23 protein-coding genes are annotated in these 26,907 nt (G+C 62.0%); 13 read left to right on the plus strand and 10 right to left on the minus strand.

Annotated elements, in window-relative coordinates; all coding sequences use genetic code 11:
• Nucleotides 1–152: 152 nt before the first annotated feature.
• The 4 genes from recO (at nt 153) to tadA (ending at nt 3,741) form a co-directional block, all read left to right on the plus strand.
• Nucleotides 153–839 (plus strand): DNA repair protein RecO, encoded by a 687-nt coding sequence (recO, locus tag V8689_RS05675; protein WP_019817662.1) that lies wholly within the window; start codon nt 153–155, stop codon nt 837–839.
• A 51-nt stretch (nt 840–890) separates the two neighbouring features.
• On the plus strand, nt 891–1,634 hold the full coding sequence (pdxJ, locus tag V8689_RS05680; protein WP_056789907.1) for a pyridoxine 5'-phosphate synthase: 744 nt from the start codon (nt 891–893) through the stop codon (nt 1,632–1,634).
• A 224-nt stretch (nt 1,635–1,858) separates the two neighbouring features.
• The gene (locus V8689_RS05685) at nt 1,859–3,241 is read left to right on the plus strand and encodes a multicopper oxidase family protein (RefSeq protein ID WP_056790546.1); all 1,383 of its coding nucleotides are present in this window, start codon (nt 1,859–1,861) and stop codon (nt 3,239–3,241) included.
• Nucleotides 3,241–3,741, plus strand: coding sequence for a tRNA adenosine(34) deaminase TadA (gene tadA, locus V8689_RS05690; RefSeq protein WP_056789910.1), 501 nt, complete (start codon nt 3,241–3,243; stop codon nt 3,739–3,741). The genes V8689_RS05685 and tadA overlap by 1 nt, the downstream gene beginning before the upstream one ends.
• Nucleotides 3,742–3,876: 135 nt before the next feature.
• Here tadA and cmoB read toward each other — a convergent pair whose 3' ends face one another.
• The 7 genes from cmoB to V8689_RS05725 all read right to left on the minus strand — a co-directional run bounded on the left by cmoB (nt 3,877) and on the right by V8689_RS05725 (nt 11,069).
• Nucleotides 3,877–4,833, minus strand: a complete 957-nt coding sequence (cmoB, locus tag V8689_RS05695) for a tRNA 5-methoxyuridine(34)/uridine 5-oxyacetic acid(34) synthase CmoB (protein ID WP_056789913.1) — start codon at nt 4,831–4,833, stop codon at nt 3,877–3,879.
• A complete protein-coding gene (gene cmoA, locus V8689_RS05700) occupies nt 4,830–5,573 on the minus strand; it encodes a carboxy-S-adenosyl-L-methionine synthase CmoA (protein WP_056789915.1) in 744 nt (247 codons plus the stop codon). The genes cmoB and cmoA overlap by 4 nt, the downstream gene beginning before the upstream one ends.
• Before the next feature lie 36 nt (nt 5,574–5,609).
• Nucleotides 5,610–6,266, minus strand: coding sequence for a lysoplasmalogenase (locus V8689_RS05705; protein ID WP_056789918.1), 657 nt, complete (start codon nt 6,264–6,266; stop codon nt 5,610–5,612).
• 1 nt (nt 6,267) lies between these two features.
• Entirely contained in the window at nt 6,268–6,657 is a 390-nt protein-coding gene (locus V8689_RS05710; protein ID WP_032893399.1) for a protease inhibitor I42 family protein, read from the minus strand.
• Nucleotides 6,658–6,957: 300 nt separating this feature from the next.
• On the minus strand, nt 6,958–7,368 hold the full coding sequence (locus V8689_RS05715; RefSeq protein ID WP_056789921.1) for a hypothetical protein: 411 nt from the start codon (nt 7,366–7,368) through the stop codon (nt 6,958–6,960).
• 145 nt (nt 7,369–7,513) lie between these two features.
• Nucleotides 7,514–9,934 (minus strand): endopeptidase La, encoded by a 2,421-nt coding sequence (lon, locus tag V8689_RS05720; RefSeq protein ID WP_047712670.1) that lies wholly within the window; start codon nt 9,932–9,934, stop codon nt 7,514–7,516.
• Nucleotides 9,935–10,079: 145 nt separating this feature from the next.
• Nucleotides 10,080–11,069 carry a GntR family transcriptional regulator gene (locus V8689_RS05725; protein WP_056789925.1) on the minus strand — a complete coding sequence of 330 codons (990 nt, stop codon included), beginning with the start codon at nt 11,067–11,069 and terminating at the stop codon, nt 10,080–10,082.
• 347 nt (nt 11,070–11,416) lie between these two features.
• Between V8689_RS05725 and V8689_RS05730 the strand changes: the two genes are divergently transcribed.
• The 9 genes from V8689_RS05730 to V8689_RS05770 all read left to right on the plus strand — a co-directional run bounded on the left by V8689_RS05730 (nt 11,417) and on the right by V8689_RS05770 (nt 21,829).
• Complete coding sequence (locus V8689_RS05730; protein WP_056789928.1) at nt 11,417–12,748, plus strand: amidase; 1,332 nt, start codon at nt 11,417–11,419, stop codon at nt 12,746–12,748.
• An 11-nt stretch (nt 12,749–12,759) separates the two neighbouring features.
• A complete protein-coding gene (locus V8689_RS05735) occupies nt 12,760–13,638 on the plus strand; it encodes a polysaccharide deacetylase family protein (RefSeq protein ID WP_056789931.1) in 879 nt (292 codons plus the stop codon).
• A gap of 143 nt (nt 13,639–13,781) precedes the next feature.
• The gene (locus tag V8689_RS05740) at nt 13,782–15,122 is read left to right on the plus strand and encodes an MFS transporter (RefSeq protein WP_056789933.1); all 1,341 of its coding nucleotides are present in this window, start codon (nt 13,782–13,784) and stop codon (nt 15,120–15,122) included.
• Nucleotides 15,123–15,132: 10 nt separating this feature from the next.
• Nucleotides 15,133–15,894, plus strand: coding sequence for an SDR family NAD(P)-dependent oxidoreductase (locus V8689_RS05745; RefSeq protein WP_056789935.1), 762 nt, complete (start codon nt 15,133–15,135; stop codon nt 15,892–15,894).
• 69 nt (nt 15,895–15,963) lie between these two features.
• Complete coding sequence (locus tag V8689_RS05750) at nt 15,964–16,713, plus strand: SDR family NAD(P)-dependent oxidoreductase (RefSeq protein ID WP_056789938.1); 750 nt, start codon at nt 15,964–15,966, stop codon at nt 16,711–16,713.
• Nucleotides 16,714–16,726: 13 nt separating this feature from the next.
• Nucleotides 16,727–17,029 (plus strand): hypothetical protein, encoded by a 303-nt coding sequence (locus V8689_RS05755; RefSeq protein ID WP_056789941.1) that lies wholly within the window; start codon nt 16,727–16,729, stop codon nt 17,027–17,029.
• Between the two features lie 110 nt (nt 17,030–17,139).
• Complete coding sequence (locus V8689_RS05760) at nt 17,140–18,114, plus strand: CobW family GTP-binding protein (RefSeq protein ID WP_056789944.1); 975 nt, start codon at nt 17,140–17,142, stop codon at nt 18,112–18,114.
• Nucleotides 18,111–19,286, plus strand: coding sequence for an ABC transporter substrate-binding protein (locus V8689_RS05765; protein WP_056789948.1), 1,176 nt, complete (start codon nt 18,111–18,113; stop codon nt 19,284–19,286). Before V8689_RS05760 ends, V8689_RS05765 begins: the two co-directional genes overlap by 4 nt.
• Before the next feature lie 206 nt (nt 19,287–19,492).
• Entirely contained in the window at nt 19,493–21,829 is a 2,337-nt protein-coding gene (locus V8689_RS05770; protein ID WP_056789951.1) for a putative bifunctional diguanylate cyclase/phosphodiesterase, read from the plus strand.
• A 110-nt stretch (nt 21,830–21,939) separates the two neighbouring features.
• Here V8689_RS05770 and V8689_RS05775 read toward each other — a convergent pair whose 3' ends face one another.
• The 3 genes from V8689_RS05775 to V8689_RS05785 all read right to left on the minus strand — a co-directional run bounded on the left by V8689_RS05775 (nt 21,940) and on the right by V8689_RS05785 (nt 26,831).
• Nucleotides 21,940–23,364, minus strand: a complete 1,425-nt coding sequence (locus V8689_RS05775) for a pyridoxal phosphate-dependent decarboxylase family protein (RefSeq protein WP_056789955.1) — start codon at nt 23,362–23,364, stop codon at nt 21,940–21,942.
• Nucleotides 23,365–23,398: 34 nt separating this feature from the next.
• Nucleotides 23,399–24,244 carry a 2OG-Fe(II) oxygenase gene (locus V8689_RS05780; protein WP_056789960.1) on the minus strand — a complete coding sequence of 282 codons (846 nt, stop codon included), beginning with the start codon at nt 24,242–24,244 and terminating at the stop codon, nt 23,399–23,401.
• A gap of 169 nt (nt 24,245–24,413) precedes the next feature.
• Complete coding sequence (locus V8689_RS05785) at nt 24,414–26,831, minus strand: glucose/quinate/shikimate family membrane-bound PQQ-dependent dehydrogenase (RefSeq protein WP_056789963.1); 2,418 nt, start codon at nt 26,829–26,831, stop codon at nt 24,414–24,416.
• Between the last annotated feature and the right edge of the window lie 76 nt (nt 26,832–26,907).

Raw genomic sequence — 26,907 nt, forward strand, 5'->3', positions numbered from 1 at the left:
GGTCTCGAGCACACTGCAAAACCCTGTGGGAGCGGGCTTGCCCGCGATGAGGATGTAATATTCAGCAGAGATGTTGACTGTGACGCCGCCATCGCGAGCAAGCCCGCTCCCACATTGGATCGGCGCTGTTTCACGTTCTGCGAGAGAGCTTCATGTCCGCCTCCCCCCCCAGCCAACTCGCCTACGTCCTGCACAGCCGCGCCTACCGCGAAACCAGCGCGCTGGTGGACTTCCTCACGCCTCAAGGCCGCCTGCGCGCAGTCTTGCGCAGCGCGCGGGGCAAGGCGGGCACGTTGGCGCGGCCGTTCGTGGCGCTGGACGTGGAGTTTCGCGGCAAGGGCGAGCTGAAAAACGTCGGGCGCCTGGAAAGCGTTGGCACCTCGGCCTGGCTTAACGGCGATGCGCTGTTCAGCGGCCTTTACCTCAATGAACTGCTGATCCGCCTGTTGCCCGCCGAAGACCCGCACCCGGCGGTTTTCGATCACTACGCTGCCACCTTGCTGGCCCTCGCTGAAGGCCGGCCGTTGGAACCGTTGTTGCGCGCCTTTGAATGGCGCCTGCTCGACGACCTGGGCTACGGCTTCGAACTGGCCAACGACTTGCACGGCGAGCCTATCGCCGCCGATGGCATGTATCGCCTGCAAGTCGATGCGGGGCTTGAGCGTGTGTACCTGCTGCAGCCCGGCCTGTTCCAGGGCACCGAGCTGCTGGCCATGAGCGAAGCCGACTGGCACGCGCCCGGTGCGCTGTCTGCTGCCAAGCGCCTGATGCGCCAGGCCCTGGCCGTGCATCTGGGCGGGCGGCCACTGGTGAGTCGCGAGTTGTTTCGAAAGCCCTGACATCCCCGTGTATGCTGTGCACCGATTCTTTCCCTTTTCAGGAGCGCTTCCGTGACCACCAGCAATCGCATTCTTCTTGGCGTCAACATCGACCACGTCGCCACCCTGCGCCAGGCCCGGGGCACCCGTTACCCTGACCCGGTCAAGGCCGCGCTGGACGCCGAAGAAGCGGGCGCCGACGGCATCACCGTGCACCTGCGCGAAGACCGCCGCCACATCCAGGAGCGCGACGTGCTGCTGCTCAAGGACGTGCTGCAAACCCGCATGAACTTCGAAATGGGCGTCACCGAAGAAATGATGGTGTTCGCCGAGCGCATCCGCCCGGCGCATATCTGCCTGGTACCGGAAACCCGCCAGGAACTGACCACCGAAGGCGGCCTCGACGTCGCCGGCCAGGAAGCGCGGATCAAGGCTGCGGTGGAGCGCCTGTCGCGGATCGGCAGTGAAGTCTCGCTGTTTATCGACGCCGACGAACGCCAGATCGAAGCCTCCCGCCGTGTCGGCGCGCCGGCCATCGAACTGCACACTGGCCGTTATGCCGATGCGACCACGCCGACCGAAGTGGCCGACGAACTGCAACGCATCGTCGACGGCGTGAACTGCGGGCTCAACGAAGGCTTGATCGTCAATGCCGGCCATGGCCTGCACTATCACAACGTCGAAGCCGTGGCGGCGATCAAAGGTATCAACGAGCTGAACATCGGCCATGCGCTGGTGGCCCACGCGCTGTTCGTTGGTTTCAAAGGCGCGGTGGCCGAGATGAAAGCCCTGATTTTGGCTGCTGCCAAGCACTGATAAACAATGAAGATCAATGTGGGAGCTGGCTTGCCTGCAATAGCGGAGTGTCAGTTGGCGCATTCGTAGCAGGCCCACCGCAATCGCAGGCAAGCCAGCTCCCACAGGATGAGTCGTCGTGTTTTTGGCATGCGGCAATGCGAAGTCTTACTGTTTAGCCCCTGCAGGTGTATCGTATCTGCCCTTTGCGGGCCCTTGGCCTGCGGCAGATACGCGAGGTTGTTGTGTCCCGATCCTTTTCCCGTCGACAAATCCTGGGTGGTCTTGCTGGCCTGGCCGTAGTAGGCGTCGGTGCTGGCGGTGGCTACCGCTACTGGCTGGGGAAAGTCGCTGAGTCCGAGGCCGGGCACGATTACGAGTTGATTGCCGCACCCCTGGATGTAGAGCTGGTACCAGGGCACAAGACCCAGGCCTGGGCGTTCGGCCCATCGGCGCCGGGCACCGAGTTGCGGGTGCGCCAGGGCGAGTGGCTGCGGGTGCGCTTTATCAACCATCTGCCGGTCGCCACCACCATCCACTGGCACGGTATCCGCCTGCCGTTGGAAATGGACGGCGTACCCTACGTCTCGCAATTACCGGTGCTGCCTGGCGAATACTTCGACTACAAATTCCGCGTGCCCGATGCCGGCAGTTACTGGTACCACCCCCATGTCAGCAGCAGCGAAGAGCTCGGCCGTGGCCTGGTCGGCCCGTTGATCGTGGAAGAGCGCGAACCCACCGGTTTCAAGTACGAACGCACCTTGAGCCTGAAGAACTGGCATATCGACGAAGAGGGCGCGTTTGTCGAGTTCAGCATCCCCCGTGAAGCGGCGCGTGGCGGCACGGCCGGGCGCCTCTCGACCATCAACGGCGTGCCCCAGGCGGTGATCGACCTGCCGGCTGGGCAAATCACCCGCGTGCGCCTGCTCAATCTGGATAACACCCTGACCTATCGCCTCAATATTCCCGGGGTCGAAGCGCAGATCTATGCTCTGGACGGCAACCCCATCGAGCCGCGCCCGCTGGGCAAGGAATATTGGTTGGGCCCGGGCATGCGCATCTGCCTGGCGATCAAGGCACCGCCGGCGGGCGAAGAACTGTCGCTGCGCAACGGCCCGGTGCGTCTTGGTACCTTCCGTTCGGTGGCCAATACCGACGCGCCTACCGCATGGCCACCGGCATTGCCGGCCAATCCGGTCGCCGAGCCAGACCTGGCCAATGCGGAGAAACTCAACTTCAATTTCGAATGGGTCGGCTCGGTGTCGGTCAACGTCGAGAACGGCAAGCCGCCGAGCCTGTGGCAGATCAACGGCCAGGCCTGGGACATCACCGACAAGACCTGCGCCGACCGCCCGATTGCCAAGCTGGAAAAGGGCAAGAGCTACATTTTCGAATTGAAGAACATGACCCAGTACCAGCACCCGATCCACCTGCACGGCATGAGCTTCAAGGTGCTCGCGTCCAACCGCCACAAGGTGATCCCGTATTTCACCGACACCTACCTGCTGGGCAAGAACGAACGCGCCCGCGTGGCCTTGGTGGCGGATAACCCCGGGGTGTGGATGTTCCATTGCCATGTGATCGACCACATGGAAACCGGCCTGATGGCCGCCATCGAGGTGGCGTGATGCGCCAGATTCGCCCCGCCGCGATTATCGACCGCAGCCGCGACCAGGACTTTATGCGCGAAGCCCTGGCGCTCGCCGCCCAGGGCGCCGCATTGGGCGAGGTGCCGGTGGGCGCGGTGCTGGTGCAGGACGGTGAAATCATCGGCCGCGGCTTCAACTGCCCCATCAGCGGCAACGACCCCAGTGCCCATGCCGAAATGGTCGCGATCCGCGCCGCTGCGCAAGCGATCAGCAACTATCGGCTGGTGGGTAGCACGCTGTACGTGACGCTGGAACCGTGCAGCATGTGTGCGGGGTTGATCGTGCATTCGCGGGTGGCGCGGGTGGTGTATGGCGCTTTGGAGCCGAAGGCGGGCATCGTGCAAAGCCAGGGGCAGTTTTTTACCCAGGGCTTTTTGAATCATCGGGTGTTGTTTGAAGGCGGGGTGTTGGCCGAGGAGTGTGGGGCTGTCCTCAGCGAGTTCTTCAAGGCTCGCCGAGCCAAGCCACCGTCTAACTGACACTGAGAAACACTGTGGGAGCTGGCTTGCCTGCGATAGCTATCTGTCAGCCAGCCCAATATTGACTGACCCACCGCTATCGCAGGCAAGCCAGCTCCCACAGTTGATCTCCATTTTTTCAGGAAAAGGGTGGTGTCATTTGCGCGCGATGATCACCGCTCGCATCGGTGCCGGCAGCCCTTCAATGGTCTTGCTGTGATCCTCAGGGTCCAGGAAGTCACTGAGCGACTGATACTTCATCCACTCTGTTCCACGCTGTTCCTCAACCGTGGTCACGCTCACATCCACGCACCGCACATCACTGAAACCGGCGCGGCGCAGCCACAGCATTAACGCCGGTACCGACGGCAGGAACCACACGTTGCGCATCTGTGCGTAACGGTCTTCCGGCACCAGCACTTGCTGTTGATCGCCTTCCACCACCAATGTTTCCAGCACCAGCTCGCCGCCCTTGACCAGGGTGTCCTTCAACGCCAGCAAATGTTCGATGGGCGAGCGGCGGTGGTAGAACACGCCCATGGAAAATACCGTGTCAAAGCCTTCCAGGTTCGCCGGCAGGTCTTCGAACGGGAACGGCAGGTGCCAGGCCTTGGGCTCGGACAGGTAACGCTGCACCGCCTGGAACTGGCAGAAGAACAGCCAGTTGGGGTCCACGCCAATCACGCTGTCGGCCCCGGCGCCGAGCATGCGCCACATGTAGTAGCCGTTGCCGCAGCCCACATCGAGGATGCGCTTGCCTTGGAGGTTCAGGTGCGGCGCCACCCTCGACCACTTCCAGTCCGAACGCCACTCGGTGTCCACATGCACGCCGAACAGATGGAACGGGCCTTTACGCCACGGGCTCAGGCCCATCAAGGCGGTGTGCATTTGCTCACGGGTGGCGGCGTCGCAATCGCTGTCCAGCACCAGGCCGTTCAACAGGTCGACTTCGCTGGGCTGGATCTTCGGCAGTGCATCCAACGCACTCTGCCAGCGCTCCAGGTCGCCATGACCCTTTTCCATCTTGCTATCGAGCTGCGCTTGCAGGCCCTGGGCCCACACGGCCAGGGGAGTGCCGACCAGATGGCGGGCGAGGGGAGACAAATCAATCATGGCAAGGCAATCAACGAGGCAAAGTTAAGACACTGGAACCACGGCACGACTTTCGAGAACCCGACCGCCAGCAGGCGTTCGCGGTGTTCTTCGAGGCTGTCGGGCTTCATGACGTTTTCGATGGCGCTGCGTTTCTGGGCGATTTCCAGTTCGCTGTAGCCGTTGGCGCGCTTGAAGGCGATATGCAGGTCGGTCAGCAGTGCGTGCTCTTCAACATCGTTAAAGCGCAGCTTTTCCGACAGGATCAACGCCCCGCCCGGCAGCAGCGCCTGGCGAATGCGCCCCAGCAACGCCAGGCGCTCCTGGGGGGCGATAAATTGCAGGGTGAAGTTCAGCGCCACCACCGAGGCAGGCTTGAATTGCAGGGCGAGGATATCGCCCTCGATCAGCTCCACGGGCAGCAACTCCTGGAACATCGAGTCCTGGCCATTGAGGTATTCGCGGCAGCGCTCGACCATCGCGGCGGAGTTGTCCACGGCGATCACCCGGCAACCTTCGGTGCGTACATGGCGACGCAGGGCTTGGGTCACGGCGCCCAGGGACGAGCCCAGGTCATACAGCACGCTGTCGGGCTGGGCAAATTGCGCGGCCAGCACCCCGAGGTTTTCGACGATGGTGGGGTAACCCGGCACCGAGCGCTTGATCATGTCCGGGAACACCCGCACCACATCCTCGTTAAAGGCGAAGTCCGGCACCTGGGGCAGGGGCTGGGCGAATAGGCGATCGGGTTCTTTGCTCACGGCTGTTCCGGCGACGATGGGGGAAAGGCCGGCATTTTAGCCAAGTTGCTCCTCGGATGCGCGGGTTGTCTGATGGAAAGCCGAGGCGGTGATGCCCCACTGCCCGAGCCAGTAGGTGGCGATCAGTAAATACGGCGCCGCCTCGAATGCCAGCACAAACCGGTTGATGCCGATCAGCGCGTCGGAAACCACAAACGACACCGCACCCGCCGCCGCCAGCCACGCCGAACGTTTGGGCACCTGGCTGCCCAGTCGCGCCAACGCCCGCCAAAGCATGGCGCTGATCACCAGTGCGTAAATCACCACCGGTATCAGCAATTCACCGAGGCCGTGGGAGATCAGGATGCTCAGCAAGTTTGCGCCAATGCCGAGGGCCAGCACCAGCGGCAGCAAGGCTAAGCGCCGACAGTCACTGAAATAGGCTTTGAGATAGGCCAGATGCGCGAACAGAAACGCGCCCAGGCCAAAGATAAACAAGTCGCCCGGCCAGGCGAGCAACACGTCGCCCACCAGGGAGAAAATCAACCCCAGGCTGATCCAGCGTCGATAGTCGGTGGGCGGCGCGTCATGCAGCCAACCCAGCAGCGCCAGCACCGGCAGCGGCTTGACCAGCAGGCACAGCAGCGTCGCATGGGTCGCCAGGCCGTAGACAAAGGTGCCGGCGCCCATCAAGGCAAGGATCAGCCAGGGCATATCAGTTCACCGTAATGGCGCAGTCAAAGGTTTCGACAGGTTCGGCCTCCGGCTCCCAAGGTTGCTGGGATGTCAGGCGCAAACGCCCTTGCCCTGGGGCAAACGCCTGGAAGCGCCAGGTGGACTGGCCGCCACCGCCGATCACGCCGGATTCGGTGCTGCTGTAGACCTCGGGGCTCAAGGCGCGCAACACGCCGCCAGCGGAGTCCTGGATGGCCCAGCGGTAACCGGTGGTGGGGTTGCTGGGCAGGGTGAGGATCAGGTTTTGCCCGTTTTTAAGCTGGAGCGGGCAGGCGCTCTGGTTGTCCACGCTGACGTTTTGCTTGGGGGCACTGGCGCATCCGGCAAGCAGGGCAAGGCTCAAGGGGAGAAACAGGCGGGCAGCGGTCATGAAGGCTCCGTTAATACACGACGAAGGGGGAGCATAACCGAAGATGAGACAAGGTGTGACAAGAGGGCGTGCGGTGTGGCGGCTGGCGCCATCGCGGGCAAGCCCGCTCCCACATTTGACCGCGTTGTCATTAACAGCACCGATCCCTGTGGGAGCCGGGCTTGCCCGCGATAGGGCCAGTCCAGGTGCTAGAGATCTATCAGAATTGCACCGTCATGCCTTCCTTCAAATACTCCGGCAACGCCCCAAAGCTCCCACGGTTGGGGCTCTGCCAGAGCAGTTGGTGATTTTTCGTATAAGTTATCGCGCAGAGAATTCGAACTTGCCTGTTGCCCGCAACTTGTTCAGCGCCCCCAGCACCACGTCAAAGGAGAGGGTGTAATCACCACTTTTATTAGTGATGATTTCGTAGGTGCCTTCAGTGATTTCTGCTGAGAGAACGGGGAGGGGGTTAAGCTCGGCGTAGTGTAAACGACTCAACCCTTTGTCTTTAGGATACGAGTGCTTTCCCGTCGGGGTTTGACTATTGATCACCACATGGAAGGAGCTGTATTTGGGATCGTTTGGCGAGCCGTACTCTTGAAGAGCGTTAAATTGAACGGTGTGAGCGTGGTGTGCCATCGACGCGTTGGCGACTTTCATCTGCACATTACCGACAGTGGCTGTGAAATTACCGATTACAACCTGATCAACACGTGAATTGTTAGTCATCATTTTCCCCTTTTGCCGGACAGTGATCTTTCAGACCTTGTCCAGTATTGGGAAATGTCGGGTATTAACAACTGTCAGAGTTAACAGTTGTTAATACCCGATTTATTGGTGTCAGCTTATTTAGAAGGTTTTATTCAGGGAGAGATTAGAACAACACCTTCGCCACATCCGCAAACCGCTTGGCAAAGTGCACCGTCATCCCTTCCTTCAGGTAATCCGGCAGTTCCTCAAAGCTGCCACGGTTGGGCTCCGGCAGGATCAATTCGTGAATCTTCTGGCGCCGCGCCGCGATCACCTTCTCGCGCACCCCGCCAATCGGCAGTACATGCCCGGTCAAGGTCAGTTCGCCAGTCATCGCCACGCCTTTTTTCGGCGGTTGGTTGCGGGCCAGGGACAGCAACGCACTGGCCATGGTCACGCCGGCACTCGGGCCGTCTTTGGGGGTGGCGCCTTCCGGCACGTGCAAGTGCACGAAGGCTTCATCGAAGAACTTCGCATCGCCGCCAAACGACTTCAGGTTGGAACTGATGTAGCTGTAGGCGATTTCGGCGGACTCTTTCATCACTTCACCCAACTGCCCGGTGAGCTTGAAGCCGCGGTTGAGCGTGTGGATGCGCGTCGCTTCGATCGGCAAGGTGGCGCCGCCCATGCTGGTCCACGCCAGGCCGGTAATCACGCCGGTGCCAGACAGTACTTGCTCGTTACGGAACACGGGCGTGCCCAGGGAGCTTTCCAAGTCCTTGTTGCCAATCTTGATCACCGAGTCCGGCTCATCCAGCAGTTTTACCACCGCCTTGCGCACCAGCTTGCCCAGTTGCTTCTCCAACTGCCGCACGCCGGCCTCTCGCGCATAACCGTCGATCAACGCGCGCAAGGCGCCGTCGCTGATGGTCAGGCTATTTTTCGCCACGCCGGCTTTTTCCAATTGCTTGGGCCACAGGTGACGCTTGGCGATGGCGACTTTTTCTTCGGTGATATAGCCCGACAGGCGAATCACTTCCATGCGGTCCAGCAACGGCCCCGGGATCGAGTCCAGGGTGTTGGCGGTGCACACGAACAGCACTTTGGACAGGTCCAGGCGCAGGTCCAGGTAATGGTCGAGGAATTCGACGTTCTGCTCCGGGTCCAGGGTTTCCAGCAGCGCCGACGCCGGGTCGCCCTGGAAGCTCTGGCCCATCTTGTCGATCTCGTCGAGCATGATCACCGGGTTCATCACTTCCACGTCTTTCAACGCCTGCACCAGCTTGCCGGGCAGGGCGCCGATGTAGGTGCGGCGGTGGCCCTTGATCTCGGCCTCGTCGCGCATGCCGCCGACACTGAAGCGATAGAACGGCCGCCCCAGGGATTCGGCGATGGACTTGCCCACACTGGTCTTGCCCACGCCCGGCGGGCCTACCAGCAATACGATAGAACCGGCGACTTCGCCCTTGTAGGCGCCCACGGCGAGGAATTCGAGGATGCGGCTCTTGATGTCATCCAGGCCCGCATGGTGCTTGTCGAGCACTTTGCGCGCGTGCTTGAGGTCGAGTTTGTCGGCCCCGTACACGCCCCACGGCACCGAGGTGGCCCAGTCCAGATAGTTGCGCGTGACGGCATACTCCGGCGAACCGGTTTCCAGGATCGACAGTTTGTTCAGCTCTTCATCGATGCGCTTCTGTGCCTGGGCCGGCAACACCTTGCCTTGCAGGCGCTGTTCGAACTGTTCGACGTCGGCGCTGCGGTCGTCCTTGGTCAGGCCCAGCTCCTGCTGGATGACCTTGAGTTGTTCCTTGAGGAAGAACTCACGCTGGTGCTCGCCGATCTTGCGGTTCACTTCGGCGGAGAGTTCTTTTTGCAGGCGCGCGACTTCTACCTCTTTGCGCAGCATCGGCAGCACTTTTTCCATGCGCTTGAGCATGGGCACGCAGTCCAGCACTTCCTGCAGCTCATTACCGGTGGCCGAGGTGAGGGCGGCGGCGAAATCGGTGAGCGGCGACGGGTCGTTGGGGCTGAAGCGGTTGAGGTAGTTCTTCAACTCTTCGCTGTACAGCGGGTTGAGGGGCAATAGTTCCTTGATCGCATTGATCAGCGCCATGCCGTAGGCCTTGACCTCGTCGGTCGGCTCGCTGGGCTGGTGCGGGTATTCGACTTCCACCAGGTACGGTGGGCGGTGGTGCTTGAGCCAGGTCTTGATGCGCACGCGGGTCAGGCCCTGGGCCACGAACTGCAGCTTGCCGTTCTCGCGGCTGGCGTGGTGCACCTTCACCAGGGTGCCGTATAGCGGCAGGGCGGAGGTGTCGAAGTGCCGTGGGTCTTCGGGCGGCGTGTCCATGAAAAACAGCGCAAGGGAATGGTGGTCGGATTTGCTCACCAACTCCAGGGTCTCGGCCCAGGGCTCTTCATTGACGATCACCGGCAACACTTGGGCCGGGAAAAACGGCCGATTGTGGATCGGGATGATGTAGACCTTGTCCGGCAGGTTTTGCCCAGGCAGGGCCAGGCCAGTATTGGACGAGGGGGTTTCAGCGTTTTCGGGGTCGGCGTAATCGTTGAGGTCGTAATCTGGAAATTCTTGCTGGTCGCTCATGGGGCACCTGCATCAGTAAGTATGCAGGTTAGATGGGGCGGGGTTGCGGTGGTTTCAATGGGGCGGCGTCGTTAGCAACAATTTGCATGAAATAACGGGAGAGGTGCGGCCAAGGTGGGGGAGGGAGCAAGCCCCACTCACCTTCTCAGCTGATTTTGTGCAGGTAGGCAGGCAGCGGTTGTTCGGGGAGTACCGAGAGCACTTTCAGGCGCTGCAACATGCGCTGGCTGGCCCGCTGCAAATGCTCGCGCAGGTTCAGCGCCGCAGCATCAAATGCCCCATGCAGCAACAGCTCAAGTATCAGCCGATGTTCGGCTAACATGGCAGGATCGGCGCCGATCCCCAGCAAACGGTAGAAAATTCGACTGATGATCATCGGGCTCTGGCCCTGGCGGATCAGTGCGGCGATCTTGCGGTTTTGCAGGCCGGCCAGGCAGCGCTGGTGCAAGTCTTCTTCAATTTGTTCGATGGCTTCCAGGCTGCAATGGGGGCTGGCCTGGGCGTCGAGCACGCGCTGCAACATTGTCTGGAGCAGGTCGCGGTCAAGGTCAGGCGCGCTCTGGCGCAGGGCTTCGGGCTCCAGGCAGGCACGCAGCTCGTAGTCTTCGGTGACTTCGCGGGCGGTCAACGGCCCGGCCAGCCATTGGGAGTAGGGCTCCTTTTCCACCAGGCCGCGATCGCGCAGGCGCATCAGCGCTTCGCGCACCACGGCGCGGCTGACGCCGTAATGGTCAGCGGCGGCTTGCTCATCCAAGCGGTAATGGCCGAACGCGATGCAAGTGGACAGCGCCGCGCCGATCTCCTCGACAATCCGCTCGCCTAATGGCCGGGTGTCTACCAGCTCGTCGTCGTGGTTGAGGCCCAGATGCCCATGGCTTAACGGCAGGCGCAGAGGCTCCATGTTCAGGCCGTCAGGATTGATCAGGTAACCGCGGCCATTGAAGCGGCAAATCAGCCCTTCGGCATGCAACAGGTCCAGCGCCTTGCGCACCGGCACACGGCTGGTGCCGAACAGTTCAGCCAGCGGCGCTTCAAGCAAGACCAACCCGTGACGGGCGGTGCCGTTGACGATCGCGTCGCGCAAAATCTGGTGAATCATCGCGTAACGGGAGGCCGAGGCGGACACTGTTTTCATCTGTTTCTCTAGGTAAAGAGCTCTGGGGCTTGTAGGGCACTGGCCGGGGATTCTCTCATAGATGGGCTGTCACTCTGCGCCACGTCGGCGGCACATTTTTGGGGCCGTGGAAGACGTGATGTTACTTTTTTGCACCAAAATGTATTTTCTAATAAAAGATACATTATCCCATTCGGGACGCAGGTCCATCTCTTCGCCAATTTTTTCACCTCATCAAAAGGCATCTAGCCCGTACCTCAGCAGATAAAACCTGAAGCGTGGGGAACACGCGCTGATGAGACTGGCACGAAAGCTGCCTTTACAAAATGTACATTTTATTAATTTGTACATTTTAGAGGGTCATCTTGATGTCCGATGCCACTTCCATGGCCGAAGCCTTCGCCAGTGGTCGCAGTGATCCGGTGCAGGTGCTTGAACAAGCCCTTCTTCATGCAAGCATGGCCCCCAGCGTGTTCATCTCTCTGACGGCTGAGCGTGCTCGGCGTGAGGCTCAAGCATCCGCCGCACGCTGGCGCGCCGGGCAGCCTGTGAGCCAGTTCGACGGCGTGCCTCTGGCTTGGAAAGATTTGTTCGACATGGCCGGCAGTGTCACCACTGCCGGTGCTGCCTACCGTCGCCATGCGCCGGCTGCCGTGCAAGACGCGCCCTGTGTTGAACGGTTGTGTCGCGCCGGTATGGTCAGCCTGGGCAAGACCAACCTCAGCGAACTGGCCTACTCCGGTCTGGGCCTGAACCCGCATTTCGGAACACCCCATAACCCGAGCAGCAGCGATCAGCCACGCATTCCCGGCGGTTCGTCCTCGGGGTCGGCGGTCGCCGTGGCGGCGGGCATTGTGCCGATTGCCATGGGCACCGACACCGCTGGCTCGATCCGCATCCCTGCGGCACTCAATGGCGTGGTGGGGTATCGCAGCAGTTGCCAGCGCTACAGCCGTGAGGGCGTTTTTCCTCTGGCGCACAGCCTCGACAGCCTCGGGCCGCTGACGCGCAGTGTGCGTGATGCCTTGGCCCTCGACGACGTGCTCCATGGCCGAAGTCAGCGCCATGTCGCCACTAGCCTCAAGGGCCTGCGCCTGGTCTTGGAGCAAGGCGCGCTGGAAGGTATCGAGCCGGCCGTGCGCGATAACCTGCTGCGCGCCGCCGACCAGCTGAGGGCGTCCGGTGCGTTGATCGAGGTGCGCCCATCCGTCCCGTTCCAGGCCACGCTGGCGCTGATCAAAGAGCACGGCTGGCTCGGTTCATTCGAAGCGTTTGCCCTGCATGAAGCCTTACTGAAAAGCACCGACGCCGAGCAACTCGATCCCCGTGTACGCCGCCGTCTCGAAGCCGCAAGCGCGCTGCCGGCCCGTCAACGCCTGTACGTGATCGAAGCGCGTCGGCGGCTGCAACAGCAATTGCCCGATGACCTCGACGGTGCCCTGTTGATAACACCGACCGTCGCCCACGTCGCCCCGCCTTTGGCAGCGCTGGAGGCTGACGACGAGCTGTTCGTCACCACCAACCTCGCCACCCTGCGCCTGACCATGCCTGGCAGTTTGCTCGACATGCCAGGCGTCAGCTTGCCCAGCGGCCGCGACGCCCTGGGCTTGCCCACCGGGTTGCTGCTCAGCGCCCCGACCGGCGAAGACGCACGCTTGTTAGGCGCGGCGTTGGCCGTTGAATCCGTACTGACTCGTTAAGGAGACACACCATGGCTAAAGATATTCTCTGTGCATTTGGCGTTGACGTGGACGCCGTCGCCGGTTGGCTCGGTTCCTATGGCGGCGAAGATTCGCCCGACGACATCTCCCGTGGCCTGTTCGCCGGTGAAGTCGGCGCGCCGCGCCTGCTCAAATTGTTCGAACGCTACGGCTTGCGCACCACCTGGTTTATCCCGGGCCACTCGATGGAAACCTTTCCCGAGCAGATGAAGGCTGTGGCCGACGCCGGCCACGAAATCGGTGTGCATGGCTACAGTCACGAAAACCCCATCGCCATGACCGCCGAGCAAGAAGAGATCGTGCTCGACAAATCCATCGACCTGATCACCCAGGTCACCGGCAAACGCCCCACCGGCTACGTTGCGCCATGGTGGGAATTCAGCAAGGTCACCAACGAGCTGCTGCTGAAAAAAGGCATCAAGTACGACCACAGCTTGATGCACAACGACTTCCACCCCTACTACGTGCGCAAGGGGGATAGCTGGACCAAGATCGACTACAGCCAGCACCCCGACACCTGGATGAAGCCTTTGGTGCGCGGCGAAGAAACCGACCTGGTGGAGATCCCGGCGAACTGGTACCTGGACGACCTGCCGCCAATGATGTTCATCAAGAAAGCCCCCAACAGCCACGGCTTCGTCAACCCGCGCCATCTGGAAGAAATGTGGCGTGACCAGTTCGACTGGGTCTACCGCGAACACGAACATGCCGTGTTCACCATGACCATCCACCCCGACGTGTCTGGCCGCCCGCAAGTGCTGTTGATGCTGGAGCGCTTGATCGAACACATCCAGAGCCATGCCGGCGTGCGCTTCGTCACCTTCGACGAAATCGCCGACGATTTTATCCGCCGCCAACCGCGTACCTGACGTCCACCCGGTAGGCGCGAGCTTGCTCGCGAAGGTCGTCAACGATAACGCAGGCCACCTGGTTTTACGCAGTGCCTGTGCGTTCTTCGCGAGCAAGCACGCTCCTACAGAAGGGCAACCCCCTATCCCTTGAGGCGCGATTCATGTCTATCTACAACAAGCTTGACCTGACTGGCTGGAAACCCCGGCAACTGACATCCAAGGAAGTGCGCTTTGCCACCTGGATCGCGTTTTTTGCCTGGGTGTTTGCGGTGTACGATTTCATTCTGTTCGGCACCTTGCTGCCGGAAATTGGCCGGCACTTCGGCTGGGGTGAAGTCGAGCAAGCTGAGATTGCGACCTGGGTGGCAGTGGGCACGGCGGTGGTGGCCTTTGCCATTGGCCCCGTGGTCGATAAGTTGGGGCGGCGCACCGGCATTATCTTCACCGTGGCCGGCTCCGCGTTGTGCTCGGCACTCACCGCCATTGGCGGCGCGTGGGGCAAGTCGCCGCTGATTCTGATCCGTTCGTTGGGCGGCCTGGGTTATGCCGAGGAGACCGTCAACGCCACCTACTTGAGCGAACTGTATGGCGCCTCCGAGGATCCGCGGCTGACCAAGCGGCGCGGGTTTATCTACAGCCTGGTGCAGGGCGGCTGGCCGGTCGGTGCATTGATCGCCGCAGGTTTGACCGCGCTGTTGCTGCCGATTGTCGGCTGGCAGGGCTGCTTTATCTTCGCCGCCGTCCCGGCCATTGCGATCGCGATCATGGCGCGCAAGCTCAAGGAGAGCCCGCAGTTCCAGATCCACCAGCGCATCAGTCAACTGCGCAAAAGCGGTGCGGTAAAAGACGCACAGAACGTCGCTGAAACTTACGGCGTGGACTACGACGAGCACAGCAAGGCCGGCCTCAAAGCCGCGTTCCGTGGCCCGGCGCGCCGTGCCACCCTAGTGATCGGTGCCGCGCTGCTGCTCAACTGGGCGGCGATCCAGGTGTTCAGTGTGTTGGGAACTTCAGTCATTGTCAGCGTGCACCACATCTCGTTCGAGAACTCGCTGATCATCCTGGTGCTGTCGAACCTGGTGGGTTACTGCGGCTACCTCAGCCACGGCTGGATGGGCGACAAGATCGGCCGGCGCAACGTGATCGGCCTTGGCTGGATGCTCGGCGGCCTGGCGTTCGCCGGCATGCTGTTTGGGCCCAGCAATATGCCGATGGTGGTCGGGCTGTATAGCCTGGGCCTGTTCTTTTTGATCGGACCGTACTCGGCGGCCCTGTTTTTTATCAGCGAAAGTTTCCCCACCAGCATCCGCGCCACTGGCGGCGCGATCATCCATGCCATGGGCCCGATTGGTGCAGTGGTCGCAGGCTTTGGTGCCACCCAAGTATTGGCCGGCGGCAGTGACTGGCAGACCGCCGCGCTGTGGTTTGGTGCGTTGCCGTGTTTCCTGTCCGGAGCCCTGATGTTCGCCGCGCGCCATGTACGCCCGGAAACTGTCCAGTAAGGAGTGTTCGATGAAACGCAAAGTTGCCTTGATTACCGGTGCCGCCAGCGGCATCGGCCAAGCCCTCGCCGTGGCGTACGCGCGCAGTGGTGTGGCGGTGGTGGGCGGGTATTACCCGGCTGATCCCCATGACCCGCAGGCCACCGTGTCGCAGGTGCAAGAGGCGGGCGGCGAGTGCGTGATGCTGCCCTTGGACGTGGGCAATAGCGCCTCGGTTGACGCCCTTGCCGAGCAGGCCGTGCAGCATTTCGGACGCCTGGATTACGCGGTGGCCAACGCCGGGTTGTTGCGCCGCGCGCCGTTGCTGGAGATGACCGACGCGCTGTGGGACGAGATGCTCAATGTCGACTTGACCGGGGTAATGCGCACCTTCCGCGCCGCGACTCGGCACATGAACGAAGGCGGTGCGCTGGTGGCGATATCGTCGATTGCCGGTGGGGTGTATGGCTGGCAGGAACACAGCCATTACGCGGCGGCCAAGGCCGGCGTGCCGGGGCTGTGTCGTTCATTGGCGGTGGAGTTGGCGCCCTTGGGGATTCGCTGCAATGCGGTGATTCCCGGCTTGATCGAGACGCCGCAGTCGTTGGATGCGCAGAACTCGTTGGGGCCTGAGGGCCTGGCGAAAGCGGCGCGTGCGATCCCGCTGGGGCGAGTCGGGCGGGCGGATGAGGTGGCGTCGCTGGTGCAGTTCTTGACCAGTGATGCGTCGAGCTACCTGACGGGCCAAAGCATTGTGATCGACGGTGGCCTGACCGTGCGCTGGCCGGACTGACGTGCTCAACCTAAATGTGGGAGGGGGCAAGCCCCTCGCACAGGGAACCGTGTTTTTTCAGGAGTTTTTATGAGTCAACTCACTCACCGCCGCGCCGTCATCACCGGCGCCGGCAGCGGCATCGGTGCCGCCATCGCCCGCGCCTACGCCACTGAAGGCGCACGCCTGCTGCTGGCCGACCGTAATGCCGCGAGCCTGGCTGAAACCGCGATCACCTGCCGCAACCTGGGTGCCGAGGTGGTCGAATGCCTGGCCGACGTCGGCAGCGTCGAAGGCGCCCAGGCCAGTGTCGACCGCTGCGTCGAACACTTTGGCGGCATCGACATCCTGGTCAACAACGCCGGCATGCTCACCCAGGCGCGTTGTGTCGATCTGAGCATTGAGATGTGGAACGACATGCTGCGCGTCGATCTCACCAGCGTCTTTATCGCCAGCCAGCGCGCCTTGCCGCATATGCTTGCGCAGCGCTGGGGGCGGATCATTAACGTTGCCTCGCAACTGGGTATCAAGGGCGGCGCCGAGCTGACCCATTATGCTGCAGCCAAGGCCGGGGTGATCGGCTTTACCAAATCCCTGGCGTTGGAAGTGGCCAAGGACAATGTGCTGGTCAACGCCATCGCCCCAGGGCCCATCGAAACGCCGTTGGTGGGCGGCATCAGCGACACCTGGAAACGCGCCAAGGCCACCGAGCTGCCGCTGGGCCGCTTCGGCCTGGCGGATGAAGTCGCGCCGGTGGCGGTACTGCTGGCCAGCGAGCCCGGCGGCAACCTGTTCGTGGGCCAGACCCTGGGGCCGAATTCCGGCGACGTCATGCCATGAGCGGGGTGTAGCCATGTGTGGACTTTGCGGGCTGTTGGGTGAAGACCTGCACTGGAGCGACCCTTTGGGCGACGCCTTGCCGCGACGGCGTGAGCGCTTGCGCCGGATTGCGGCGATCAACCAGGTGCTGGCGGTGTTCCGGCTCAAGGTCGAAGACTTTCAAGGTGCCTCTTACCTGCTAATCGGTGCCACCGGTAAACAGGCACTGGCGAGCGGTTTGGACCCACTCTGGCAAGCAGCTGAAAGCATGCTGGGGCGGCCCTTGGATCCCCTCGATCCCACCCTGCTCGACCATTTGGAACACAACCCATTGTAGGCGCGAGCGTACTCGCGAAAAAAGTTAACGATAACGCGCTGCCTGGATGAACGCGGCGCTCTCTGGTTTTTCGCGAGCAAGCTCGCTCCTACAGTGAGTGGAGGTAGAAAATGAGCATCGCCCTGAATGTAATCACCGGCTTCCTCGGCAGTGGCAAAACCACCTTGCTTACCCGCCTGCTGCAAGGCGAGAGCCTCGGTGACACCGCTTTGCTGATCAATGAATTCGGCGACGTCGGTATCGATCATCTGCTGGTGGAAGAGGTCGCGCCAGACACCGTGCTGTTGCCCAGCGGTTGCGTGTGCTGCTCGATTCGCGGTGAGTTGAAAGATGCGCTGCTTGGCCTGCTACAGCGTCGCGAGCGTGGGGAGATTCCGGCGTTCAAACGGGTGATCCTGGAAACCACCGGCCTGGCCGACCCGGCGCCGATCCTGGCAACTTTGAACAACGACATGCAGTTGCGAGGGCGCTTTCATATCGGCCTGGTCATCACGCTGGTCGATGCCAGCCATGCCGCTCTGCAAGAGCGCCTGCACCCGGAGTGGTTGGCGCAAGTGGCGGCAGCGGATCGCTTGCTGCTGAGCAAGACCGACCTGGTCGACGACTGCGAGCCCCTGCGCACGCACCTGCGGGCCCTCAACGCCGGTACGCCGATCCTCGATACCCAGGCTGTCCGAAGCGGTGAGCAACTGCTGCTGGGGGAAGGCTTGCGCAGCGCCGAGCCGGCCCTGGAAGTCAGCCGCTGGCAACTGCATCAAACCACCACGGCCTGCCACGGCGCCGCGCAGGTGTGCTGTTTGACCTTCGATCAGCCGCTGGACTGGGTCGGTTTCGGGGTGTGGCTGTCGATGCTGCTAAGATGCCACGGCGAACGAATCCTTCGTGTCAAAGGGCTGCTCAACGTGAACGCCAGTAACGCTCCCATCGTCATTCATGGCGTGCAGCACTGCCTGCATACCCCGACCCATTTGCCCGCGTGGCCGGGCAGCGACCGGCAATCGCGGTTGGTGTTTATTTTGCGCGGCCTTGACCCGGCATTGTTGCGCCGCTCCTTTGAGGTGTTCTCCCGGCGGTTCGCGGCATGATCACCTTACGCGTCCTCGGCACTTCCGTGACCCTGCTCGAAACGTTGCGTAGACGCGCCGAGCAGGAGTTGGGCATTCGCCTGGTGTACCAAGTGCATGACGTCGAGCAGGCCCAGCGCATTGCAGTGATGCAGCCCGATAGCTACGACCTGTATGACCAATGGTTCCACAACGTGGACTTTGTGTGGCCGGCGCGGGCGATTCAGCCCATCGACACGCGGCGTATCGCCCTGTGGCACGAGATCAATGACCTGCCCAAGCGCGGCCGCCTCTCGGCCAATGACCGCCTGGGCAGCGGCAGTGTGCCCAGTGAGCGGCTGTTCGTGCAGCACGACGGCAGCCTGGGCAGCACCGTCACTGAGCGCATCAGTATGTTGCCGTTGACCCACAACGCAGATAGCTTCGCCTACCGCCCTGAACGTTTGCCCGACGGTTTCTGTCATGGCAATGAAAGCTGGGGCTGGTTGCTCGACCCGGCCTGGGGCGCCCGCACCGCGCTGCAAAGCGACGCGGCCATCGGCGCCCTGGATGCAGCGTTGGCAGTGCAGGGTGCCGGCCTTGCCACGTTCAAGGATATCGGCAACATGAGCATCGAAGAGATCGACGTGCTGGCCGATATCCTGGTGCGCAAGCAGAAACAAGGGCACTTCGCCGCGTTCTGGTCGGATGATGAAGAGGCCGCGCAATTGATGCTCAGCCCGAGCATCGATATCCAGAGCCTTTGGTCGCCGACCTTGATGCGTCTGCACCGCGCGGGGGTGAAATACCGCTTGGCCGTGCCTCGCGAGGGCTATCGTGCCTGGTTCGGCGGCCTGTCCCTGTCACGGCATGCCAAGGGGCCGGTGCTGGACGCGGCCTACGCGTATTTGAATTGGTGGCTGTCCGGCTGGCCTGGCGCCGTGATGGCCCGCCAGGGTTACTACATCGGTAACCCGGCGCGCACGCGAGACCACTTGAGCAGTGCCGAATGGGATTACTGGTACGCGGGCAAACCCGCGCGCGAAGAGTTGCTGGGCAGCGATGGCTTGCCGTTGATTGATATTGGAGAGGTGCGTGATGGAGGCTCTTATGAGCAACGCATGGGGCATATTGCGGTGTGGAACTCGGTGATGGATGAGCACAATTATCTGGTGAGGCGTTGGGGGGATTTCATGCGGGCACGAGGTAACTAGGCGGCCTAGTGAAAATAGAGTCAATAATGTGACGCTAAACCCCCTATTTTAATGGGTTTACTTATCCCCAGTCCCAGCTAACCTGCTTTAATAAAATTCCCCATAAAAAAGGATGTTTTTTTGACGCCGGTTAGCAGTCGGCAGGGACGCGTATGACACCAGGAAAGCACGGCCAAGAGCGACGAGCGCGGCCCGAGGGCGCGGCCATGCACTGGCGCCACACGTTTCAGACCCGCATCGCCGGGGTGCTGGCGCTGTTGTTGTTGGTGGTCGTAGCCGCCACTTATTTTGCGGTGAAGGCCGCCACTACTCGCGCGGTGGAGAACCAGGCCGACGTACAGCTGAACACCGGGCGGCAGGTGTTCGAGCGCCTGCTGGACCTGCGCGGGCGCCGCTTGCAGTCCGGGTTGGACTGGCTCACCGCCGATGGGCCGTTCAAGCAGGCGGTGGCCGGGGGCCGCACGGTGCCGATCCTGGAGGCGCTGGGTACCCATGGTACCGGGGTCAGTTCCAGCGAAGTTTTTGTCCTGGGCCTGGATGACCGGGTCATGGTCAGTACCCTGCTGGTGCAGACGCGCGGCCAGCTGTTCCCGTATGCCGATGCCTTGCGCAAGGCGCGGCGCAGCGGCCAGCAAATGTTGATCGTCGCCATGGCCGGGCGCCCCTATTTGCTGGTGCAAAAGGATGTGCTCGGGCCTGTGCCCATCGCCCGCGTGGTCATGGGTTTTCCCATGGACACGCAATTTGCCCACGAGCTGCGCTCCATGAGTAACCTGGAGGTGTCGTTCCTCAGCGTGCAGGACGGCCATCTCGGTCAGCTGTTCACCACCCACCCTGGCAATTGGCGCCCAAGCATCATCAGGCTCTTGCATGGCACGCAGGTCGATCCCGAGGCGAAGATCCAGCTGTTCCATGGCCAGCGTGTGCTCAGCCAGGTGCTGCCCTTGGCCAACAGCGGCGAAGGCGATGAAGTGCGCGTGTTGCTGCAAAGCCCGCTGGACCATGCACTGGAATCCTTCGCGCCGCTGGACCGGCAGTTCATGGGGATTGCCCTGGCGGTGCTGCTGGTGTCCCTGGCGGTGGCGTTATTCCTGGCGCGGCGCGTGTCACGCCCGCTCAATGCGCTGGTGCAAGCCGCTGAACGGATCGGGGCCGGTGACTACCGCACCCCGGTGCGGGTGCGTAGCCACGACGAGTTCGGCCTGCTGGCGCGTGCATTCAATGCCATGCAAAGCGGCATTGCCCTGCGTGAGCGGCAACTGGCCCACAATGCCTTGCATGACCCGCTCACCGGCCTGCCCAACCGCGCCCTGGCCATGGAGCGCCTGGGCAGTGCGATCAGCGCACGGCGGCCGGTGGTATTGCTGTACGTAGGCATTGAAAACTACCGGGTCATCAACGAAGGGTTTGGCCCCGAAGGTGTCGAGCACATGTTGTGCGAGGCCAGCCGCTGCTTGTCCATGAGCCTGTTGGCCAGCGACACCGCGGCGCGCATCGCCGGCAGTGAGTTTCTGTTATTGCTGGAAAACACCGAGATCGACTGCGCCGTGGCCCGCGCCGACCAGTTGCATGGGGCGTTGACCGAACCCCTGCGCATCGGCAATGACGAAGTGCGCCATGAGGTGAGCATCGGCATCGCCGCGTACCCTGCTGATGGGCAGCAGGTGGAAGAATTGATCAATCGCGCGGCCATCGCCCGGCACGACGCGGCCAACCTGCCGGGGCACTTGCAGATCTACCAACCGGACCGCGACCTCGCCCACCAACGCCAGATCACCCTGATTCGCGACTTGCGCCGCGCTGTGATCGAAGGCGAGTTGTTCCTGTGCTATCAGCCCAAGCTCGACCTGCGGCACGGGCACGTGAGCCAGGCCGAAGCCTTGCTGCGCTGGCAACACCCGACGCTGGGGCAAGTGTCCCCCGCAGAGTTCATTCCCCTGGCCGAACGCACCGGCAGCATGGGCGCGCTAACGCTGTGGGTGATCGAGGAAGCCATCCGCCAGATTGCCGAATGGGCGCAGCGTGGGCTGGTTATCCAACTGTCGGTGAATATCTCCGTGAACGACTTGGCGGATGACGACTTGGCCATTCGCGTTACTGCGCTATTGGCTCAGTACCACGTGAGCGCCGAGCATTTGATTTTTGAAATCACCGAGAGCGCCATCATGCACAACCCGCAGCAGGCCCTCAGCGTGCTGGAGCAACTGCGCAACTGCGGGATTAGCCTGTCGGTGGATGATTTCGGCACCGGTTACTCCTCCCTCGCACAGCTGCAGCGCCTGCCGGTGCAAGAACTGAAGATCGACCAGTCCTTTATACGCAACCTCGACAGCACCAGCGGCGACGGCGTGATCGTGCGTTCCACCATCGAGATGAGCCATAGCCTGGGGCTCAAGGTGGTGGCCGAGGGCGTGGAGTTCGAACACAGCCTCACCTTGCTCAAACGCTGGAACTGCGACACCGCCCAGGGTTACCTGATCAGCCGGCCGCTCAATGCCATGGCGTTCGAGCGGTGGATGCGGCGTGAACGGGTGCCTACCTAGAGAGTTTAACTGTGGCGAGGGAGCTTGCTCCCGCTGGGCTGCGCAGCGGCCCCAAAATCCTGGGAGCGCTTCGCACTCCAGCGGGAGCAAGCTCCCTCGCCACTGGGGGGCTACTTGGAAGGTGTTTCAGCGACCAGTGTTTGCAGTCGCGCCCACAACCTTTGGACATGCTGGCGTTCGGTGCCCAGTGCGCCGATGGACACCCGCACCATCCAGCGCTCATCGAGGAGGGCGGGGGTGACGTAGGCATCGCCTGACTGGTTGAGTTTTTCTGCCCAGGCTCGGGTGTGAGTATCCAGGGCCTGGCCTGCCAACCCCGGCGGTTCATGGCGAATGCACAGGGTTTGCAGGGCGGGCGTGGCCACCAGTGTCCAGTGCTCAGTGGCTTCGATCTGCTCTGCCAGCCAGCGCGCATTGGCCAGGTCTCGCCGCAGCCGCGCTTGCAGGCCGCTGACGCCTTGCTCGCGTATCAGAAACCACAACTTCAAGGCGCGAAAGCGGCTGCCCAGGGAGATCCGCCAGTCACGGTAGTTTCGCACTTGGCCGTCTGCGCTGGACTGCAGGTAGCTCGGGTTAGTGGTCATGATGCGAATCAAATGCTCGGGGTCACGCACAAAGTACACCGAGCAATCGAAGGCCGCGCCCAGCCATTTGTGCGGGTTGAGCACCAGCGAGTCAGCCTTTTCGATGCCATCCCACAGGGCTCGGCATTCCGGCAGGATCATTGCCGCGCCAGCCATGGCCGAGTCCACATGCAGCCACAGGCCGTGGCGTTGGGTGAGGTCGCCAATCGCATCCAGAGGGTCGATCGCCATGGCGGCTGTGGTGCCGGTGGTGGCAATCACCACGCAGGGCGTGTTGCCGGCGGCCAGGTCCTGTTCGATGGCCTGCACCAATGCCTGGGGCGACATTGCATTGTGTGCATCGGTGGCGATGGTGCGGATGTGGTTCTGGCCGAACCCGGCCAGGATCGCCGCCTTGTTGACCGAGCTGTGGGCATGGGCAGAGGTGTAGACGATCAGGGGCGCGCCGCTGTTTTGCAGGCCGTCGTGCATCAGCGCGTAATCGGAGCTGCGTTCCCGGGCGCTGATAAGCGCCACCAGGGTGGAGGTGGACGCAGAGTCCTGGATCACACCGCTCCATGTGTTGCCCAGGCCGAGCATGTCGCGCAGCCAATCGGTGGTGACTTCCTCGATTTCGGTGAGGGCCGGGCTGGATTGCCAGGACAACCCAATCACGCCCAGGCCGGTGCTCAGGCAATCGCCGAGCACTGAGGACAGTTCCACATTGGAAGGGAAGAACCCGAAGAAACTGGGATGCTGCCAATGCAGCAAGCCGGGCATGATCAGTTTTTCGACGTCGCCCATGATCTGTTCGAAGGGGTCGGCGGTGTCAGGCGGGCTGGCCGGCAGGGCGGCTTTGATCTCGCCAGGTTGGGTAGTGGGCTGCACGCCGCGTTGTTCGATGTTTTGTCGGTAGTCTGCAATCAGGTCGATCATGGCATAGCCATGTTGGCGGAATTCTTCGGGGGTCATAGATAAACGTCCATGTGCACGAGCAACAAAAGTATTAGCACCAGAAGTAAAACGGTTCACCGGCTGTATAGCCGATAAACGACTGCATGCTCACGCGTTTTCCCGAATCGAACCCGCAGATGGCGTGGGGGCGGCGGGTATTGATGAGCACCAGTTCGTTCTGGCGTGGGCGGATGCGCAGCGGTTTCTGTAAACACTGTTCGGGCAGTTGGGCACCCTCGAAGCGCTGCACCTGGTCATAGCTAAAGGCTTGGGTATCCCAGATGATCAACTCGCCTCCCGAAGGCGGCGTTTCAAGATAGATATTGGCGCTGAATTGCTGCTGCAACTCAGCGATTGAACGGGGCAGACAATCCACATGGGGCACCGTTTCCGAGAGGTGCGCCGTCTCCGGGAACATGACGCGGATGATCCCGCAAAACATCGGCTGGCCCTGGAACGCAGCGGCGGTTGCACCTTGCGGCCAGAGCGCCTGGAACTGTTCCATCAGCTGTTGAAGGGGCGGCGTTTGCGGCGCACAGAGGCTGTCGATAAGGCCGCGCATACGGGCCGCGTCAGCATAATATTTCTCTTGGGCATCACTGCCGGCGGCCTTGCCGTACGTGGAGTTGAACGGGGTGCCCCAGCGATGCACACCATAGAAGTGCTGAACCACGCGCCCCTCTTCGTAGGTTTCATGGCCGTAGTGTTCCAGGCTGGCGGTGTCGTCGATGGCCTGAATCAACCGTGCGCTGGTGGTTGCGTTGGCAAATTCAGGTACCCGAATGGCGAGCACTTCACCACTGATGAGTTTTTTCAAACTGGCAGTGTTGAGGTGTTCAAGTTCCAGGATTTTTGTGGACGTGGAAAGAGTCGGTTTTGTCGCGACATGGTCCGTCATGCAGTGAAGCTCCCTTTAAAGTTTTATCCGTACGCCTTTTGTATTACGCAGGGCGTGCGCACTAAATTAGCTTTAAAGGGCAGAGGGGCAACCGCCGGGGTATTTTCGGCAGGCAAAAAAAAGCGGCTGCCCATCTGGGCAGCCGCCTTTGTTTTACCGCCAGTGCTACTTAATCCGGCAGTTTGAACGCCATTACATAATCACCCTGCTTGGTGCCCAGGGAACCGTGACCGCCCGCCATGACCAGCACGTATTGCTTGCCGTCCTTGCCGGTGTAGGTCATCGGGGTGGTTTGCGCGCCTGCAGGCAGGCGGCCTTCCCACAGTTGCTTGCCGTTTTTCACGTCATAGGCACGCAGGTACTGGTCCAGGGTGCCGCTGAGGAACGCGACGCCACCGGCGGTGGTGAACGTACCGCCCAGGCTAGGCACGCCCATGGTCAGCGGGACTGGAACCGGCGAGCTGTCACGCACGGTGCCGTTCTTGTGCATCCAGATGGTCTGGTGGGTGGTCAGGTCGACCGCCGCCACGTAGCCCCAGGCCGGTGCCTGGCACGGCAGGCCCATCGGCGACAGCAGTGCTTCAAGGATCACACCATACGGCGCGCCTTTGTTCGGCTGCACGCCTTCGGTTTCGCTGACGCGTGGGCCTTGCTTGGCGATGTCGGCGGCCGGGATCAGCTTAGATTTGAACGCCATGTAGCTTGGGTTCACGAAAGCGATCTGGCGCACCGGATCAACCGAGATGCCGCCCCAGTCGAACACGCCGAAGTTGCCGGGGTACACGATCGAACCTTGCAGGGACGGCGGCGTGAACGGGCCGTCGTAGCGCATGGATTTGAAGTCGATCCGGCACAGCATCTGGTCGAACGGTGTCACGCCCCACATGTCGCGTTCTTTCAACGGCGGCGGCATGAAGTTCAAGTCGGACTTGGGTTGGGTAGGGGAGGTGCGGTCGCCCGCCACTGCGCCCTGTGGCACTGGGATCTCATTGACCGGCACCACGGGTTGGCCAGTGGCGCGGTCCAGCACGTAGATGCTGCCTTGCTTGGTCGACGCCATGACGGCCTGCTTCACGCCCGCAGCGGTCTTGATGTCGATCAGCGAAGGCTGGCCGCCCACGTCCATATCCCACAGGTCGTGGTGGGTGAACTGGAAGGTCCACTTCACGTGGCCGGTGTCGATGTCCAGGGCGGTCAGGCCAGCGGCATACTTCTCGGACTCATCGGTACGGTCGCCGCCGTACTGGTCGGGCATCTGGTTGCCCATCGGCAGGTAGAGCATGCCGAGTTTTTCATCCACGGCGAACATGGACCACATGTTCGGCGAGTTGCGGGTGTAGGTCTTGCCCTCGGCCAACGGGGTGGTGTCGTCCGGGTTGCCGCTGTCCCAGTTCCACACCAGCTTGCCGGTGTGCACGTCGAACGCGCGGATCACGCCGCTTGGCTCGTCGATGGAAACGTTGTCGGTCACGTGACCACCGATCACGACCAGGTTCTTGGTCACGGCCGGTGGCGAGGTGGAGTAGTAACCGCCTGGGGCGAAGCTGCCGATGTTGGCACGCAGGTCGACCTGGCCTTTGTCACCGAAGTCTTCGCACATCTTGCCGGTGTCGGCGTTCAGGGCGATCAGACGGGTGTCGGCGGTCGGCACGAAGATGCGTTTCGGGCAGGCGTTTGGTGCGGCGGCCGGGCTGGCAGTGCCAGTCGGGCTTTGCTCGGAAGCGTAGGCAGCGTCATCGTGGTACGACACGCCACGGCAGGTCATGTGCGCCCAACCCTTGAAGCTTTCAGCACCCTGGGTGGTGATCTTCGGGTCGAAACGCCAGATTTCCTTGCCGGTGTCCGGGTCCAGGGCAATCACTTGGCTGTGCGGTGTACACACGTAGAGCATGCCGTTGACTTTCAGCGGGGTGTTTTCCGCGGTGGTTTCACCGGGGTCGCCTGGGCCAGGGATGTCGCCAGTGCGATAGGTCCACGCCGGCACCAGCTTGTGGGCGTTTTCCGGGGTGATCTGTGCCAGTGGCGAGTAACGGTCACCGAAGGCCGAACGGCCATAGGAGTTCCAGTCGCCATCGGCTTGAGTTGGCGCAGCACTGGCCATGCCCGGTACCGCGTCGCGGTCCAGTTGGCCGGTCTTGACCATTTCACCTGGGTTGGTGAATTGGCTGGCCAGGGCGGTAGCGCCCGCCAGCACCACGGCCACGCTCAGGGCGCCAGTGCCCAGCGGTGCGGCCTGGCCACGCAGCAACGGACGGCGAAACCACGGCAGCAGCATGACGATGCCCAGGGCGAACAGCAGGGCCAGGCGCGGCACCAACTGCCACCAGTCCAGGCCGACTTCCCACAGTGCCCACACGGTGCTGGCGAACAACACCAGTGCGTACAAGCCCAGCGCAGCGCGGCGGGTGGCCAGCAGCAACACGCCGGTCAGGGTGATGCCGATACCGGCGAGCAGGTAGTACAGCGACCCGCCGAGCATGCTCAGCTTGACGCCGCCAGCCAGCAAGGCCAGCCCCATGATCAGCAGCAAGACGCCTAGCAGCCTGGGCAGCAGGCGGCTTGGGCTTGAAGCACCATCAGTGCTCATAGTGTGTTTCTCCGTGATGTTGGAATAATTATGTAACCCCGTGCTTCACTGTAGATGACGATTCGGCACGGGCTTG

Origin of the sequence: Pseudomonas sp. AK181 (assembly GCF_051122975.1) — a bacterium.
Taxonomy (GTDB): Bacteria; Pseudomonadota; Gammaproteobacteria; order Pseudomonadales; family Pseudomonadaceae; genus Aquipseudomonas; species Aquipseudomonas lactis.

Coding starts and splice junctions, on each gene's coding strand:
- V8689_RS05715 (WP_056789921.1), bottom strand. CDS start 7,368: ATGACTAACAATTCACGTGTTGATCAGGTTGTAATCGGTAATTTCACA.
- V8689_RS05770 (WP_056789951.1), top strand. CDS start 19,493: ATGCACTGGCGCCACACGTTTCAGACCCGCATCGCCGGGGTGCTGGCG.
- V8689_RS05775 (WP_056789955.1), bottom strand. CDS start 23,364: ATGACCCCCGAAGAATTCCGCCAACATGGCTATGCCATGATCGACCTG.
- V8689_RS05760 (WP_056789944.1), top strand. CDS start 17,140: ATGAGCATCGCCCTGAATGTAATCACCGGCTTCCTCGGCAGTGGCAAA.
- recO (WP_019817662.1), top strand. CDS start 153: ATGTCCGCCTCCCCCCCCAGCCAACTCGCCTACGTCCTGCACAGCCGC.
- V8689_RS05740 (WP_056789933.1), top strand. CDS start 13,782: ATGTCTATCTACAACAAGCTTGACCTGACTGGCTGGAAACCCCGGCAA.
- lon (WP_047712670.1), bottom strand. CDS start 9,934: ATGAGCGACCAGCAAGAATTTCCAGATTACGACCTCAACGATTACGCC.
- V8689_RS05780 (WP_056789960.1), bottom strand. CDS start 24,244: ATGACGGACCATGTCGCGACAAAACCGACTCTTTCCACGTCCACAAAA.
- V8689_RS05735 (WP_056789931.1), top strand. CDS start 12,760: ATGGCTAAAGATATTCTCTGTGCATTTGGCGTTGACGTGGACGCCGTC.
- tadA (WP_056789910.1), top strand. CDS start 3,241: ATGCGCCAGATTCGCCCCGCCGCGATTATCGACCGCAGCCGCGACCAG.
- V8689_RS05705 (WP_056789918.1), bottom strand. CDS start 6,266: ATGCCCTGGCTGATCCTTGCCTTGATGGGCGCCGGCACCTTTGTCTAC.
- V8689_RS05750 (WP_056789938.1), top strand. CDS start 15,964: ATGAGTCAACTCACTCACCGCCGCGCCGTCATCACCGGCGCCGGCAGC.
- V8689_RS05745 (WP_056789935.1), top strand. CDS start 15,133: ATGAAACGCAAAGTTGCCTTGATTACCGGTGCCGCCAGCGGCATCGGC.
- cmoB (WP_056789913.1), bottom strand. CDS start 4,833: ATGATTGATTTGTCTCCCCTCGCCCGCCATCTGGTCGGCACTCCCCTG.
- V8689_RS05755 (WP_056789941.1), top strand. CDS start 16,727: ATGTGTGGACTTTGCGGGCTGTTGGGTGAAGACCTGCACTGGAGCGAC.
- V8689_RS05785 (WP_056789963.1), bottom strand. CDS start 26,831: ATGAGCACTGATGGTGCTTCAAGCCCAAGCCGCCTGCTGCCCAGGCTG.
- V8689_RS05730 (WP_056789928.1), top strand. CDS start 11,417: ATGTCCGATGCCACTTCCATGGCCGAAGCCTTCGCCAGTGGTCGCAGT.
- V8689_RS05710 (WP_032893399.1), bottom strand. CDS start 6,657: ATGACCGCTGCCCGCCTGTTTCTCCCCTTGAGCCTTGCCCTGCTTGCC.
- V8689_RS05725 (WP_056789925.1), bottom strand. CDS start 11,069: ATGAAAACAGTGTCCGCCTCGGCCTCCCGTTACGCGATGATTCACCAG.
- V8689_RS05765 (WP_056789948.1), top strand. CDS start 18,111: ATGATCACCTTACGCGTCCTCGGCACTTCCGTGACCCTGCTCGAAACG.